Raw genomic sequence first — 15058 nt, forward strand, 5'->3', positions numbered from 1 at the left:
GAGTGACGGCGTGGCGTGAGCCGCGGGGGCCTACTTGCGGATCAGGCTGCGCAGCACGTACTGCATGATGCCGCCGTTGCGGTAGTAGTCCGCCTCACCCGGGGTGTCGATGCGGACCACCGCGTCGAACTCCACGCCGGTGTCCGTCGTCACCTTGACCGTGCGCGGGGTGGTGCCGTTGTTCAGCTCCGTGACGCCGGTGAAGGAGAAGGTCTCCTCGCCCGTCAGGCCCAGGGACTGCGCCGAGGCGCCCTCCGGGTACTGGAGCGGGAGAACACCCATGCCGATCAGGTTCGAGCGGTGGATGCGCTCGTACGACTCGGCGATGACGGCCTTCACGCCGAGCAGCGCGGTGCCCTTGGCGGCCCAGTCGCGGGACGAGCCCGAGCCGTACTCCTTGCCCGCCAGGACGACGAGCGGGATGGACTGCTCGATGTAGTTGCGCGAGGCGTCGTAGATGAACGAGACCGGGGCGCCGTCGACCGTGAAGTCGCGGGTGTAGCCGCCCTCCGTGCCCGGCGCGATCTGGTTGCGCAGGCGGATGTTGGCGAACGTGCCGCGGATCATGACCTCGTGGTTGCCGCGCCGGGAACCGTACGAGTTGAAGTCGCGGCGCTCGACGCCGTGCTCCGTCAGGTACGTGCCGGCCGGGGTGTCGGCCTTGATCGCGCCGGCCGGGGAGATGTGGTCGGTGGTGACCGAGTCGCCCAGCTTGGCCAGCACGCGCGCGCCGGAGATGTCCGCGACCGGCGTGGTCTCCATCGTCATGCCCTCGAAGTACGGGGGCTTACGGACGTAGGTGGACTGCGGGTCCCACTCGAAGGTGTTGCCGGTGGGGATCGGCAGCGCCTGCCACTGGGCGTCGCCCGCGAAGACATCGGCGTAGGACTTGTTGAACATGTCCTCGCCGATGGCGTTGGCCACGACGTCGTTGACCTCGGCCTCGGTGGGCCAGATGTCCTGGAGGTAGACCGGCTTGCCGTCCTGGTCGATGCCCAGGGCGTCCTTGGTGATGTCCACCTTCATCGACCCGGCGAGGGCGTACGCGACGACCAGCGGCGGGGACGCCAGGTAGTTCATCTTGACGTCGGGGTTGATCCGGCCCTCGAAGTTACGGTTGCCGGAGAGCACCGAGGTGACCGCGAGGTCGTGCTCGTTGACCGCCTTGGAGACCTCCTCGGGCAGCGGGCCCGAGTTGCCGATGCAGGTGGTGCAGCCGTAACCGACGAGGTTGAAGCCGACCTTGTCGAGGTACGGGGTGAGACCCGCCTTGTCGAAGTAGTCGGTGACGACCTTCGAGCCCGGGGCCAGGGTGGTCTTGACCCACGGCTTGCGGCTGAGGCCCTTCTCCACCGCCTTCTTCGCGACGAGCGCGGCGGCCACCATCACGTACGGGTTCGACGTGTTGGTGCAGGAGGTGATCGCGGCGACGGTGACGGCGCCGTGGTCGATCTCGTACGTCGAGCCGTCGGGGGCCGTGACCAGGGTCGGGCGGGTCGGCACACCGTTGGCGGAGGCCGGGGCGTCGGAGGCCGGGAAGGACTCCTTGCCCGACTCCTCGTCCTCGGAGACGTAGTTGCGTACGTCCTCGGCGAACTTCGCCTTGGCCTCGGCCAGGATGATGCGGTCCTGGGGGCGCTTCGGGCCAGCGATGGAGGGGACGACCGTGGAGAGGTCCAGCTCCAACTTCTCCGAGAAGTCGGGCTCGGCGGCGGGGTCGAGCCAGAGGCCCTGCTCCTTCGCGTACGCCTCGACGAGGGCGACCTGCTGCTCGTCCCGGCCGGTCAGGCGCAGGTACTTCAGCGTCTCGTCGTCGATCGGGAAGATCGCGGCGGTGGAGCCGAACTCCGGCGACATGTTGCCGATGGTGGCGCGGTTGGCGAGGGAGGTGGCGGCGACGCCCTCCCCGTAGAACTCGACGAACTTGCCGACGACGCCGTGCTTGCGCAGCATCTCGGTGATCGTGAGGACCAGGTCGGTGGCGGTGGTGCCGGCGGGCAGCTCACCGGTCAGCTTGAAGCCGACGACGCGCGGGATGAGCATCGAGACGGGCTGGCCGAGCATCGCGGCCTCGGCCTCGATGCCGCCGACGCCCCAGCCCAGCACGCCCAGGCCGTTGACCATGGTGGTGTGCGAGTCGGTGCCGACGAGGGTGTCGGGGTACGCCTGGCCGTTACGGACCATGACCGTACGGGCCAGGTGCTCGATGTTGACCTGGTGCACGATGCCGGTGCCCGGCGGGACGACCTTGAACTCGTCGAAGGCGGTCTGGCCCCAGCGCAGGAACTGGTAGCGCTCGCGGTTGCGGCCGTACTCCAGCTCGACGTTCTGCGCGAACGCCTCGTGCGTACCGAACTTGTCGGCGATGACGGAGTGGTCGATGACCAGCTCGGCCGGCGCCAGCGGGTTGATCTTCGCCGGGTCGCCGCCCAGCTCCTTCACGGCCTCACGCATGGTGGCGAGGTCCACCACACAGGGCACCCCGGTGAAGTCCTGCATGATCACGCGGGCCGGCGTGAACTGGATCTCCTGGCTCGGCTGCGCCTGGGAGTCCCAGGAGCCGACGGAGCGGATGTGATCGGCGGTGATGTTCGCGCCGTCCTCGGTACGGAGCAGGTTCTCCAGCAGCACCTTCAGGCTGTAAGGCAGGCGTGCGGAGCCCTCGACCTTGTCCAGCTTGAAGATCTCGTACGACTCGTCGCCCACGCGCAGCGTGCTGCGGGCGTCGAAGCTGTTCGCCGACACGACAGTCTCCTTCATCAATGTGCACGTACTACGTCATGCTGCCGCCACGGCTCCTCACCGATCCGCTAAGGTAAGGCTTAGTTAGGTAACCCTTACCGGCTGGCGGCCGCGGTACGCCTTCGGGCAGATATCTCGATGTCGAGATAACTCTAGTACATGACCGCTGCTCGGTCATGCCCAGGCCCGGTCGTGCTGTTTCATCGAAGTGTCGGCGAAGGCCCCGCGTCAGGTGGCGGAGCCCGCCATGTCCCTCTCGCCCCCGGCACCTCGGGGAGAGGTACGGAGCGACCGCAGCCGGTCCTGGAGGACCGCGAAGGCCGTGAACGTGACGGGGAGGGTCACGGCCGCGGTGACCAGGATGCCGACGATGACGGGAGCGAGGATGCCGGCGTAGTACGCGGCGAAGAAGTTACCCGTGGCCTGTTCGAGGAGGGTTCGTACAAGGGGCCGCAGCGGCAGGGCGAGCTGCACCACCAGCCGGAGCACCCCGGCGGTGAGCACGGCCAGCGGGAGCGCGAGGGCCAGGACGCGGGCCGCTCCGGCGCGCGTCCGCGTCAGGGACCAGGAACGGCGCAGAGCCGCGCGGGGGCCGAGGCCCTCCGCCGCGGCGGCCGGGGCGAGGGCCAGCGCGAGGCGCAGCAGCACGGCGGCGAACGCGGCCACCACCGGGGAGACCTCGATGAGTGTGTGGGGCCACGTTCCGCGTTCCAGAAGCTGCTCCTCGGTGTCGAGATGGAGGCCGGTGAGGCGGTCCGCCACGAACGCGACGAGCAGCGGCAGGGGCCAGACGATCAGGCCGCGCAGCGTGTACACGGCGAGCACCGATCGCAGCCGCGCGGGCGCCGTGGCACCCGACCGGTCCCCGTGCGAGGGCGCGCGGGACCCCGCCGCGACCGCCCGCGAGCACACGCTCTGCAGGGCCGCGCCGCCGGTGCCGAGGAGAAGCAGGAAGAGCGGGAGAGTGCCGAGGGCGACCAGGACCAGGTCGGTGAGGTCGTGCAGGTAGGGGTCCTCGATGTGGTGGTACCAGATGCGTTGGTTCCGCATCCGGGTGAAGACGGGCCAGGCGAGCGCGAATATCGCGGCCGTCATCAGCAGCCCGGCCAGTCCGGACAGGCCGACGACGCGTGCCGTCGCACGCGCCAGAACGCCCCGGTGGAGCCGCAGGACGGCGAAGGTCGTGGCGGCCGGGCCGCGTTGCGCAGTCCCGCTCGGCGGTCGCACCGTACGGTCGTGCTGTGTGTGCTGTGTGCGCATGGGGTCGAGCTTTCTGTACGTTCCGGTTCCGTTCCCGGAAGGGACGCCGGGCGGACCGCGCACGGTTCTCCGGACGGGCCCGGCCGCGGGCGGCGCTGCCGGTGGCCCCGGCCAGGCGCGCCCTCAGCTTCTCCTCGGCCGGGGAGAAGCGGTCGTACCTGAGGCGGACGGTGGAGGAGAACTCCCTCGACTCGCGGCCGTGCAGCGCCGCGGCCACGTCGTACACGTCGGCATGGGCGCAGTCGGACGCCGAGCGGTTCCTTGCGCAGGACCGGCTTCAGCGCGGACCAGCTTCTTCTCCGGGCGGAGCAGGAGGCGTTCGCACATCTCGGTGCGCACGTCGGGCTCCAGCAGCCCGGCCTCGTCCACGCCGTTCAGGACCTCCTGGGCGTAGGTGGCCACCCGGCGGCGACAGGCGCATACCCGGCAGGCGCACGGCGCACGGCGCCGGTCTGGTCGTGGGGCGCAGGGTGCGGCCCGTGGGCACCGCCCAGCGTGTGGTGCGGGCACCGGTGCGGTGGGTGGGCCGGGGCAGCGCCCGCAGCACGGCGGCCGCCTCCGCGGCGGGCACCTCCGCGGCGGGCACCTCCGCGGCGGGCACCTCGGCCCGCGGGGCGAGGCCCGCCGCGAGAACCTGGGCCTCGGTGAAGCCGCGCAGCCGGCGCTCCGGCAGCGGGACCTTCTTCTCCACGAACGCGCCGTCGACGGTGCGGACCGCCAACTCCTCGGGCCGACGGCCAGATGGAGGGGGTCGAGCCCACCGATCCCGGCCAGCGCCCGCCGCAGCGGCAGGTTGACGTCCACGTTCGTGGTGCCGTGCCCGATGCCGTCACTGTCGAGACCTGGCGCGAGGACATCGAGCCGGGCGTGGACGCCGCAGCATCCGGAGAAGGACTCCAGGCGCAGCCGGTCACCGTCGGCCGTCACCACCGGGTCGAGCGAGGCTCCGGCGCGGTCAGGGACCCGCTGAAGAAACAGGGGTTGGCCGCCTCCCCTGCCGGGGTGGCACCGCCGGACGTCTCCAGCGCGAGCGTGCGCCCGGCGGTGGAATCGCGCACGGCCGAAGGGCGCAAGTAGGAGTAGCTCTGCACGAGTTGGGTCACCCGCACACGCTACGGCCGAGGACTGACATCGGGTCGCGTGAGCCGCTCGCCTCCGGGTGCTCCTCCGTTGCCCGGTCGGGCGCCGTCCGGCAGCATGGCGCACGGAGCCGTCGGCAGCATGGCGCCCGTGCGGCTCCACGAATCCGGGGGCTTCACCACATACACCCGTACGCACACCTTCGTCGGCGGGTACGAGCATCCTGACGGAGTGACGACATGACGACACTGCCGCACCGCGTCCTCGTGGCCCTTGAGCGGTTCAACGCCGCCCACCCGTGGGACCACAACGCCCACTACCACCGCTGGATCCTGCGGCAGCTCCCCCGGCGCTTCGGCAGCGCCCTGGACATCGGCTCCGGCGCCGGCGACCTGGCCAGGCTCCTGGCCACGCGCGCGGACACGGTGCTCGGCGTCGACTCCGACCCGCGGATCACCGCCCGGGCCCGGGAACTGACCCCTGCGGCAGCTCCCGTCACCTTCACGACCGCGGACGCGCCGACCGGGATCCCCGGGGCCTCCTACGACGTCATCACCTGCGTCGCCGCGATCCACCACCTGCCGTTCACCGACGCGCTCAGCGCCTTCCGCCGCCATCTGGCGCCCGGTGGAACCCTCGTGGTTCTCGGACTGTCGCGCCCGACGACGCCCGGCGACCACCTGCTCGGAGCCGTGGCCGCCCCGCTCAACGCCGCCACGGGTTGGGTCAGGAACAGGGGGCGCACCGCACCGCGTCCCGTCTCGATGACGGCCGCGACCAGGCCGGCGGACATGAGCTTCCCCGACATCGTCCGCGAGGCCCGTGCGGTCCTGCCCGGCGCACGCCTGCGGCGCAGGCTGTTCTGGCGCTACACGCTCGTATGGCGGCAGCGCTGAGCGGCCTCGTCCCGGGGCGACGCTCTTGTGCACCACCGGTGCCGGTCAGTACCCTTGCAGGTTTTCCAGATTCCATGGAGACATGGGGAGTGGAAGAGCGCCTGAACTGCCGTCCGCGCCAGGCCCGGTCGGGGTCGCGGACAGAGGAAGGAGGGGGTCGCCGTGAAGTGGCGAACCCAGCCGCCCACCCGGAAGGTCCGGGCCGGGGCGGCGGTTCCGGAAGGAACGAGATGTCCCGTACGGACAGGACGAAGCCGTTGTGGGTGCGCCATGCCGAGCACGACCCCCGGCCGGTCCACGATCACCGTCACGGCGTGTGCGATCTACCGCCGAAGCCGGCCCGGAAGGCCACCGGCACACACTGCCGGTGGGAGGACCCCGCCGCTCTGCTGCTGTCCGGCGGCACCTGCTGCTCGGGGTGCAAGACGCGCTCCCACATCAAGGAGCGGCAGCGGTGGGCCAAGGCCGACGCCCGCAAGGAACGCCACGCGGGCCGGCGCGAGGCTCGTCGCCGGGCCGTCGAGGAGTACGGCGGCTGACCTCGCCCTCACTTCAAACACCCAGGAGCCTCGTCGGGTCCTTGTCGCTTCACCGACGGGGCTCCTCACCCGTACGGCCGCACCCCGGTGGCCGGATCGTGCGGTCGGCCGCACGATGAGGCGGGTGACACTCCGACGGCCCACCCCAGGAGGGCAGTTATCTCACATGTGAGATAACCTGTCGCCATGGCAGACGACTACCTCGTACGCATCGGCAAGCTCATCCGTGACGCCCGGCAGCACCGGGGGTGGACACAGAGCCAACTCGCCGACGCATTGGCCACAAGCCAGAGCGCCGTGAATCGCATCGAGCGCGGCAACCAGAACATCAGCCTTGAGATGATCGCGCGCATCGGTGAGGCACTCGACAGCGAGATCGTGTCCCTCGGGTACGCGGGCCCGATGCATCTGCGCGTGGTCGGCGGGCGGCGGCTCTCCGGGGCCATCGACGTCAAGACGAGCAAGAACGCGTGCGTGGCGCTGCTCTGCGGCTCGCTGCTCAACAAGGGGCGTACGGTGCTGCGCCGGGTGGCGCGCATCGAGGAGGTCTTCCGGCTGCTGGAGGTGCTGAACTCCATCGGCGTCCGCACCCGCTGGATCAACGACGGCGTGGACCTGGAGATCGTGCCGCCCGCCGAGCTGGACATGGAGGCCATCGACGCGGAGGCGGCCCGCCGCACCCGCTCGATCATCATGTTCCTCGGCCCGCTGCTGCACCGGATGGACGCCTTCCGGCTGCCGTACGCGGGCGGCTGCGACCTCGGTACGCGCACGATCGAGCCGCACATGATCGCGCTGCGCCGCTTCGGTCTCGACATCGCGGCGACCGAGGGGCTGTACCACGCCCAGGTGGACCACTCCGTCTCGCCGGACCGCCCGATCGTGCTGACCGAGCGCGGGGACACCGTCACCGAGAACGCCCTGCTGGCCGCCGCGCGCCACGACGGCGCGACCGTCATCCGCAACGCCTCGTCCAACTACATGGTCCAGGACCTCTGTTTCTTCCTGGAGGCGCTGGGCGTACGGGTCGACGGCATCGGCACGACCACCCTGACCGTCCATGGTGTGCCCTCCATCGACGTGGACGTGGACTACTCCCCCTCCGAGGACCCGGTCGAGGCGATGAGCCTGATCGCCGCCGCCGTGGTCACCGAGTCCCAGCTCACGATCCGCCGCGTCCCGATCGAGTTCCTGGAGATCGAGCTGGCGGTGCTGGAGGAGATGGGCCTCGACCACGACCGTACGACCGAGTACTGCGCCGACAACGGCCGCACCCGGCTGGTGGATCTGACCGTACGGCCCTCGAAGCTGGAGGCGCCGATCGACAAGATCCACCCGATGCCGTTCCCCGGCCTCAACATCGACAACGTGCCGTTCTTCGCGGCCATCGCGGCGGTCGCCCAGGGCCAGACACTGATCCACGACTGGGTCTACGACAACCGCGCCATCTACCTCACGGACCTCAACCGCCTCGGCGGCCGTCTCCAACTCCTCGACCCCCACCGCGTCCTGGTGGAGGGCCCGACCCGCTGGCGCGCCGCCGAGATGATGTGCCCGCCCGCGCTGCGGCCCGCGGTGGTCGTCCTGCTGGCGATGATGGCGGCGGAGGGCACGTCCGTCCTGCGCAACGTCTATGTCATCAACCGGGGGTACGAGGACCTGGCGGAACGGCTCAACTCGGTGGGCGCGCAGATCGAGATCTTTCGCGACATCTGACCGGCCGATGGCGCGGCCGTCGGGCGACCAGGCCGACGGCAGCGCCCCGCCCGGGTCATGTGCCGTGCCGTCACCCACCGCTTTGTACATCTGTTCTTACGGCTTGTGCATTTGTCCGTATGCAGCGCATCGAACCGCCGCCGGCGGCTCCTCCGGGAAGCGACACGGCCGAGAAAGCGGCCGGCGGTGTTCCAGGAGCTGTTCGTCGGGGTCGCGACGCGTGAGCGATTCGTCGAGGTCCTGGTCGATCTCGTACACGGAGGTCCTGCCAGGCACCGCAGTGCGGTCCTCGGCTTCGAACTGCGCCTGGCGGCGCTCCGCAACCCCCAACTGCGGGTCCTGACGCGGGCGTGGACGGAGGAGAGCCGCAGCGTGCCGGCTCGTTTCACCGATCCGGAGAGCGCCGCGCGCCTGGACGCGCTCCTGGAGGGGATGATCATGCATGCTCTGCTCACGACCGCGCCGAAGTCGCGCGCGACGACGCGGGACGCGATCGACCGGACGCTCGGCCCGGCGGGCCGGCACCCGTCGTGACGGGCACGGCCGCCTCCGCCCCCGGCAGGCACCCCCGTTCCGGCATCGCTCAGGCACGCACCGCTGTCCTGCGAGAACGAGACCTCCGGAGACCTACGTGACCCACCACCCGCCCCTGATCGCCGTCACCGATGCCGAGCTGGACGAACTGCGCTCACGGCTCCTCCACACCCGCTGGCCGACGCCCTGGCCCGTCGACGGGTGGGAGGCCGGCACCGACCCCGGCGAGCTCAGACGCCTCGTCACCCACTGGGCGTCCGCCTACGACTGGCGGGTCCACGAGGCCGCCATCAACGCCCTGCCGTCCCACTACGCGGACATCGACGGAACGCCCGTCCACTACCTCCGCTTCGACGGCGAACATCCCGGCGCCCTGCCGATCGTCCTGACCAACGGGTGGCCCAGTTCCTTCCTCGAACTGACCGCCCTGGCCCGCCGACTGGCCACGCCGTCGCGGTACGGAGGCGACCCGGCCGACGCGTTCACCGTCATCGTCCCCTCACTGCCCGGATTCACGTTCTCACCGCAGCGCCCCTCCCTCACGGAGCCGCCGCAGACCCACGAGATCTGGCACCGGCTCATGCACCACGAACTCGGCTTCGCCCGCTACGGCGCCCACGGCGGAGACCTGGGCGCCGGCATCACCTCCCGGCTCGCCGAGGCCCATCCCGAGGCCGTGGTGGGCATCCACCTGACGGCGGTCGCCGGCCCGCCCGCCTACGACGCCGCCGGTGTCACCCCCGAGGAGCGGGCGTACCTCGACTCCGTCGCGGGGTGGTCCGCCGAGGAGGGCGCGTACATGCACCAGCAGAGCACCCGCCCTCTCACACTGAGCTACGGGCTGGCCGACTCGCCGACCGGACTGCTCGCCTGGATCGTCGAGAAGTACCGCGCGTGGAGCGACTGCGGCGGGGACCTGTCGTCCCGGTTCAGTGACGACTTCCTCCTCACCCAGGCATCGCTCTACTGGTTCACCCACTCCATCTCGACCTCGTTCCAGCCCTACTACGCCTACGCCCGGCGGCTGACCAGGCGGGTCGAGCGGGTCGACGTACCCACCGCCGTCGCCCTGTTCCCGGCCGACCTCAGCCGGCCGCCCCGGAGCTGGGCCGAGCGCACGTACCACGTCACCAGGTACACCCTCATGCCCCGTGGCGGGCACTTCGCCGCCCACGAGGAACCCGGACTCCTCGCGGACGACCTCACCGAATTCTTCCGCGCACACCGGTGAGCACCGGAACGGGCGGCGTGCCGTCCGGTCACGGCGGACCACCGGCGCACGAGCCCGGTCAGCGGGCCGGCAGCGGGCGGTCGCCGACGATGTGTTTCATGACGATGGTGGAGGTCAGGCGCTGGACGCCCGGCAGCGTGGCCAACTGCCCGTCGTAAAGCTGCTGGAAAGCCGGCAGATCGGCGGCCACCACGCGCAGCAGGTAGTCGGGCTCTCCGAACAGGCGCTGGGCCTGCACCACGTACGGGACCGCCTCCACGGCCCGCTCGAAGGCGGCGACGGTGTCGCGGTCCTCCCAGCGCAGGGTGGCGAAGACCAGGGCCTCGAAGTCCAGGCCGACGGCGGCCGGGTCCACGACGGCGCGGTAGCCGCGGATCGCGCCCGTCCGTTCCAGGTCGCGCACGCGCCGGTGGCAGGGCGACACGCTCAGCTTCACACGGGCGGCCAGCTCGGTCACCGTCAGACGGCCGTCCATCTGCAGCTCGGCAAGAATCTTCCGGTCCACGTTATCCATGGAGAATATTGTCCTCGATGCCTGAGGAATCCAGGGGAAATACGGCAACACCTTCGCGCGTGAATCGCCTATCTTCCCTCCTAGAGGGATCCAACCGGGAAGACGACATGAAACCATCCGCGAACGAACCCCCCGTGGCGCTCATCGGCGCGGGCGCCATCGGCCTCTCCCTGGCCTCCGCGCTCGCCCGTGCAGGCCGGTCGATCACGGTCTGCGGTGGGCGCGAGCCCGTCGACCGGATCGAGGTCACCGAGGACGGCACACCGGAGACCTGGCCCGTCCGGCACGTGACCGACCCGGCGGGGATCGCCGGGCACACCACCGCGATCGTCGCCGTGAAGGCGCACCACACCGCGGCGGTCTCGGAGTGGCTGCGCGCGCTCGCACGGCCCGGCTCGACGGTGCTGGTCGCGCAGAACGGCGTCGAGCAGCGCGAACGCGTCCTGCCCCATGTGGGGCCGGCCCACATCGTGCCGAGCGTCGTCTATCTCAACGTCGAGCGCACCGCGCCCGGACGCGCGCGGCTCCGGCGGGTCGGCGCGCTCGACATCGCCCTGCCCGACGACGCGGCCGGCGCCGCCCTCGCCGCCGAGCTGGAGGCCGGTGGAATGCGTACCTCCACCGAGGCCGACCTGAAGACCGTCGCGTGGACGAAGCTGCTCACCAACATCACCGCGAATCCCCTGACCGCCCTGACCGGCCGGCGCGCCGACGTCATGCGCGACCCCGGCATCGAGCGCGTCGCCCGGCGTCTCATGACCGAAGCCGTCCTGGCCGGCCGGGCGGAGGGCGCGGCGCTCACCGAGGCGCACATCGACCGCGCCGTCGACTGGCTCCAGCACGTCCCCGAGGGCAGCACCACCTCGATGCGGGAGGACCGCCTCGCCGGCCGGCCCCTCGAATACGACGCACTCACCGGAGCCGTGGTCCGGGCCGCCGAACGCCATGGCATCGACGTCCCGGCCAACCGGTCCATTCTCGCCCTTCTCGCCGCGATCGAACCGGAGGCCGGAGCATGAGGATCTCGCGACGCGCCCAGGCCGTGTCCCCGTTCTACGCCATGGAGTTCGGCAAGCAGGCCGCGGCTCTGGAGGCGCGGGGGCACCGTGTCGTCAAACTCAGCATCGGCGAACCGGACTTCGGCGCGCCCCCGGCCGTGCTGACCGCGATGCGCGAGGTCATGGACGGCAGGCCCCTGACGTACACGGCGGCGCTCGGGCTCCCCGCGTTGCGGCAGGCGATCGCGCGGTTCTACGGGGACCGGCACGGCGTCGATGTCGACCCTTCCCGGGTCGTCGTGACCGCGGGGGCCTCGGCCGCGCTGGTGCTGGCCGCCGCGGCGCTCGTCGACCCCGGTGACGAGGTGGTGATCGGCGACCCGTCGTATCCCTGCAACCGGCAGATCGTGGAGAGCTTCGGCGCCCGCGTCACTCTCGTGCCCACCACCGCCGAGACCCGTTTCCAGCTCGACGCGGCGTCGGTGCGGGCGAGTTGGACGGAGAACACGCGCGGGGTCATGGTCGCCACCCCGTCCAACCCGACGGGCACCTCGGTTCCGTCCGAGGAGTTGGCGGCGATCTGCCGCCTCGCACGCGAGCGCGGGGCGTGGCGCCTCATCGACGAGATCTATCTCGACCTGAGCGACCACGACGACCGGGGCCGGCCGCCGCGGAGCGCCCTGTCGTACGACCCGGACGCGATCGTCGTCAACAGCTTCTCGAAGTACTTCGGCATGACCGGCTGGCGGCTGGGCTGGTGCGTCGTCCCGGACGCGCTCGTACCGGCGATGGAGCGTCTGGCCCAGAACTACTTCCTCTGCGCCTCGGCGCCCGCGCAGCACGCGGCTCTGGCCTGTTTCACCCCGGAATCCCTGGCGGTCGGCGAGGCCCGCCGCGTCGAGTTCGCCCAGCGGCGCGCGCTCGTCCTCGACGGCCTGGACCGGATCGGGCTGCCGGTCCCGGTCCCGCCCGACGGCGCGTTCTACGTCTACTTCGACGTCGGCCGTACCGGACTCACGTCCTGGGAGTTCTGCGAGCGCGCCCTCCAGGAGGCGGGGGTCGCTCTCACCCCGGGCCGGGATTTCGGCACGCACACCGCCGACACCCACGTCCGTCTCTCGTACGCGGCGTCGACGGACGAGCTACGGGAAGGCATCGCCCGGCTCGGGACCTTCATGGCCGCGCTCACGTGAGGACGGAACCCGTACAGTTCCGGACTTCGCCGACCCGTCCCGGCTAGGCCGCCCCGGGCCGGGGAAGTCATCACCTCCACGGCGCGTCGGCCCGCGCCGGTCTCAGCCCCTGGTGCCGAAGCCACCACGGGTCACGGCCGACGAAGGAGGAGCGCTGTGGGTGCTGTCGGGTCCGGAGGGTCCGAGGGAGGCGGAGGGCGGGAAGAGCCGGAAGAGCCGGGAGAGCGGGAAGAGCGGCGGGGAGAGCGGGAAGGACCGGGCGGACAGAGCGGACCGGGTGGTCTGAAACGCGTCATGGGGCGGCGCACCCTCGTCCTCTTCGTCGTGGGCGACATCCTGGGCGCCGGCGTCTACGCCGTGATGGGGAAGGTCGCCGGGCGCTCCGGCGGAGCGCTGTGGCTGCCCTTCCTGGTGGCGTACGCGGTGGGGCTGCTGACCGCCGTCTCGTACGCCGAGCTGGTCACGAAGTACCCGCGTGCGGGCGGGGCCGCGGTGTACGTACAGCGTGCCTTCGGCCGGCCGTTCGTCACGTTCCTCATCGCCTTCATGGTGTACTGCTCCGGGCTGGCCTCGATGAGCGCCGCCGCCCGCGCTTTCGGCGGCGACTACATGCAGCGACTGGTGCGGGTGTCCCCGACGCTGGTGGCGCTCCTGTTCGTCGTCGGCCTCGCGGTCCTCTGTCTGCGGGGTGTCTCGGAATCGGTCAAGGCCAACACCGTACTGACCGTCGTCGAGGTGCTGGGGCTGCTCGCCGTCCTCGGCGTCGGCGCGGTGGCGGTCGCCGGCGGAGCGGGGGACCCCTCCCGGCTGACCGATTTCGCGGCCCCCTCCGGCCAGGCGCTCCTGCCCGCGCTGCTCTCCGCCTCCGCCCTGGCGTTCTTCTCCTTCCTGGGCTTTGAGGACTCGGTCAACATGGCGGAGGAGGCGAGAGATCCGGTCAGGGACTATCCGCGTGCCATCCTGCTCGGGCTGACGCTGACCGGCCTGCTCTACGTACTGATCGCGCTCGTGTCCTCGGTCCTCGTGCCCGCCCGCGAACTCTCCGGCTCGTCGGCGCCGTTGCTCCATGTGATGGAGGTGGCCGGATCCGCTTTCCCCGGCTGGCTGTTCGCCCTGGTGGCGCTCTGCGCCGTGAGCAATTCGGCGCTGATCAACCTCATGATGGCTTCACGGCTCTGTTACGGCATGGCCCGGGAGGGGGTCCTGCCGCGTGCGCTCGGCACGGTGCTGCCGGTACGGCGTACCCCGGTGACCGGCATCCTGCTGAGCGCGGCGATCGGCCTGGTCCTGGTCTCCACCGGTGAGCTGGAAGGGCTCGGCGACACCAGTGTGCTCCTGCTGCTGACGGTCTTCGCCGTGCTCAACGCCACCGTGCTGGTCCTGCGCGCGGATCCGGTGGCCCACCGGCACTACCGGGCGCCCACCGCACTTCCGGTGATCGGGGTCCTCACCTGTCTGTGTCTGGCGAGCCCTCTGGTGGGGCGGTCCGCCGATGTGTACGTGCGGACGGGCGTCCTGATCGGCCTGGGCTGTGTTCTGTGGCTCGTGAGCCGGGGTGTCCCCCGGCTGGTCTCCCCCGGCTCCACCCGCGTGCGCGACCTCGACAAGGAGGCACCATGACACCGTCCCCGGACCGCTTCCACCGCGTGATCGATCTGCCGCTGCCCGAGCCCGGCACGCTCGCCGACTACGCGACGCTGCCCCTCGATCCGTACGCCGGGGGCCGGCAGCGGCACCGGCGGTTCTCGCAGTTCCGCATGGAGGCCGAGGCCGGTACCGAGGGCGGCTGGGCGCTCGAACTGCTGCCGCACCGGCCGTTCGTGCAGTCCGCCCGGGTCAACGGCTTCGCCGGTGGTGTGCGCCGGCACTTCGAGCCGATCCGGGTGGATCTCGCCCCGCTGATCACCGCGGGAGCCGACGCGCTCCAGCTCGACCGGGACGAGAGCTGGCAACTGAACGTCCATCAGAACCGGCTGCTCGCCTTCCCCGGGGAGACGAGCGTCGCGGTGCCCGAAGGGCCGCACCGCGACGGTCATGACTTCAGCATGATCGCGGTGCTCGGCCGGCAGAACGTCTCCGGTGGCGTCAGCCAGTTGCTGCCGACGGGCGGCGGTGAGCCCTTCTTCGAGATCACGCTGGAGCCGGGGCAGGCACTGGTCTTCGACGACAGCGCCATGTGGCATCACGCCACCGACATCGCGTGCACCGATGGCAGCGGCGGGTTCCGCGATCTGTGCGTGGTGGCCTTCAACCGCTGGGCGCACCGTGAGTACGGCGAGGAGTACGAACTCCGTACGCTCGCGGACTCCTGAGCCGCGCCGGACGACCCGTACCCGGCACGGGAGCCGGGACCGG

General features: G+C 71.0%; 12 protein-coding genes and 1 pseudogene. 9 read left to right on the top strand and 4 right to left on the bottom strand.

The genetic code is table 11. The features are described 5' to 3' along the window. Positions 1-30 precede the first annotated feature (30 nt). The 3 genes and pseudogenes from acnA to ACIO3P_RS09020 form a co-directional block, all read right to left on the bottom strand. Positions 31-2745 carry an aconitate hydratase AcnA gene (acnA, locus tag ACIO3P_RS09010; RefSeq protein WP_329823608.1) on the bottom strand — a complete coding sequence of 905 codons (2715 nt, stop codon included), beginning with the start codon at positions 2743-2745 and terminating at the stop codon, positions 31-33. 225 nt (positions 2746-2970) lie between these two features. Next, complete coding sequence (locus tag ACIO3P_RS09015) at positions 2971-4002, bottom strand: hypothetical protein (protein WP_401848368.1); 1032 nt, start codon at positions 4000-4002, stop codon at positions 2971-2973. 421 nt (positions 4003-4423) lie between these two features. Then, a pseudogene (locus ACIO3P_RS09020) lies at positions 4424-5105 on the bottom strand (SWIM zinc finger family protein); the annotation flags it as partial. 216 nt (positions 5106-5321) lie between these two features. On the opposite strand from ACIO3P_RS09020, the gene ACIO3P_RS09025 reads away from it, so the two are divergent. From ACIO3P_RS09025 to ACIO3P_RS09045, 5 genes are all read left to right on the top strand, one after another. Further along, entirely contained in the window at positions 5322-5978 is a 657-nt protein-coding gene (locus tag ACIO3P_RS09025; protein ID WP_401848366.1) for a class I SAM-dependent methyltransferase, read from the top strand. A gap of 230 nt (positions 5979-6208) precedes the next feature. Then, entirely contained in the window at positions 6209-6517 is a 309-nt protein-coding gene (locus ACIO3P_RS09030) for a hypothetical protein (RefSeq protein WP_329823618.1), read from the top strand. 186 nt (positions 6518-6703) lie between these two features. Next, positions 6704-8233 (top strand): UDP-N-acetylglucosamine 1-carboxyvinyltransferase, encoded by a 1530-nt coding sequence (locus ACIO3P_RS09035; protein ID WP_329823619.1) that lies wholly within the window; start codon positions 6704-6706, stop codon positions 8231-8233. A gap of 186 nt (positions 8234-8419) precedes the next feature. Beyond that, a complete protein-coding gene (locus tag ACIO3P_RS09040) occupies positions 8420-8767 on the top strand; it encodes a TetR/AcrR family transcriptional regulator (RefSeq protein WP_401848363.1) in 348 nt (115 codons plus the stop codon). A gap of 97 nt (positions 8768-8864) precedes the next feature. After that, positions 8865-9998: an epoxide hydrolase family protein gene (locus tag ACIO3P_RS09045; RefSeq protein ID WP_401848360.1), complete on the top strand. Its 1134-nt coding sequence runs from the start codon at positions 8865-8867 to the stop codon at positions 9996-9998. A gap of 58 nt (positions 9999-10056) precedes the next feature. Here ACIO3P_RS09045 and ACIO3P_RS09050 read toward each other — a convergent pair whose 3' ends face one another. Next, positions 10057-10512: an Lrp/AsnC family transcriptional regulator gene (locus tag ACIO3P_RS09050; protein ID WP_329823622.1), complete on the bottom strand. Its 456-nt coding sequence runs from the start codon at positions 10510-10512 to the stop codon at positions 10057-10059. Positions 10513-10619: 107 nt separating this feature from the next. Here ACIO3P_RS09050 and ACIO3P_RS09055 point away from each other — a divergent pair, with 107 nt between their 5' ends. The 4 genes from ACIO3P_RS09055 (at position 10620) to ACIO3P_RS09070 (ending at position 15015) form a co-directional block, all read left to right on the top strand. Beyond that, positions 10620-11531, top strand: a complete 912-nt coding sequence (locus ACIO3P_RS09055; RefSeq protein ID WP_401848358.1) for a 2-dehydropantoate 2-reductase — start codon at positions 10620-10622, stop codon at positions 11529-11531. After that, positions 11528-12703 (top strand): pyridoxal phosphate-dependent aminotransferase, encoded by a 1176-nt coding sequence (locus ACIO3P_RS09060; RefSeq protein ID WP_329823624.1) that lies wholly within the window; start codon positions 11528-11530, stop codon positions 12701-12703. The genes ACIO3P_RS09055 and ACIO3P_RS09060 overlap by 4 nt, the downstream gene beginning before the upstream one ends. Positions 12704-12997: 294 nt before the next feature. Continuing rightward, positions 12998-14323 (top strand): APC family permease, encoded by a 1326-nt coding sequence (locus ACIO3P_RS09065; protein WP_401848355.1) that lies wholly within the window; start codon positions 12998-13000, stop codon positions 14321-14323. Further along, a complete protein-coding gene (locus tag ACIO3P_RS09070; RefSeq protein WP_401848353.1) occupies positions 14320-15015 on the top strand; it encodes a 2OG-Fe dioxygenase family protein in 696 nt (231 codons plus the stop codon). Before ACIO3P_RS09065 ends, ACIO3P_RS09070 begins: the two co-directional genes overlap by 4 nt. The last annotated feature ends 43 nt before the right edge of the window (positions 15016-15058 follow it).

It is taken from the genome of Streptomyces sp. NPDC087310 (assembly GCF_044744405.1).
Classification (GTDB): Bacteria; Actinomycetota; Actinomycetes; order Streptomycetales; family Streptomycetaceae; genus Streptomyces.

Excerpts from the sequence above, each read along its gene's own strand:
- ACIO3P_RS09015 (WP_401848368.1), bottom strand. The coding sequence starts at position 4,002 with ATGCGCACACAGCACACACAGCACGACCGTACGGTGCGACCGCCGAGC.
- ACIO3P_RS09025 (WP_401848366.1), top strand. The coding sequence starts at position 5,322 with ATGACGACACTGCCGCACCGCGTCCTCGTGGCCCTTGAGCGGTTCAAC.
- ACIO3P_RS09030 (WP_329823618.1), top strand. The coding sequence starts at position 6,209 with ATGTCCCGTACGGACAGGACGAAGCCGTTGTGGGTGCGCCATGCCGAG.
- ACIO3P_RS09035 (WP_329823619.1), top strand. The coding sequence starts at position 6,704 with ATGGCAGACGACTACCTCGTACGCATCGGCAAGCTCATCCGTGACGCC.
- ACIO3P_RS09050 (WP_329823622.1), bottom strand. The coding sequence starts at position 10,512 with ATGGATAACGTGGACCGGAAGATTCTTGCCGAGCTGCAGATGGACGGC.
- ACIO3P_RS09055 (WP_401848358.1), top strand. The coding sequence starts at position 10,620 with ATGAAACCATCCGCGAACGAACCCCCCGTGGCGCTCATCGGCGCGGGC.
- ACIO3P_RS09060 (WP_329823624.1), top strand. The coding sequence starts at position 11,528 with ATGAGGATCTCGCGACGCGCCCAGGCCGTGTCCCCGTTCTACGCCATG.
- ACIO3P_RS09065 (WP_401848355.1), top strand. The coding sequence starts at position 12,998 with ATGGGGCGGCGCACCCTCGTCCTCTTCGTCGTGGGCGACATCCTGGGC.
- ACIO3P_RS09070 (WP_401848353.1), top strand. The coding sequence starts at position 14,320 with ATGACACCGTCCCCGGACCGCTTCCACCGCGTGATCGATCTGCCGCTG.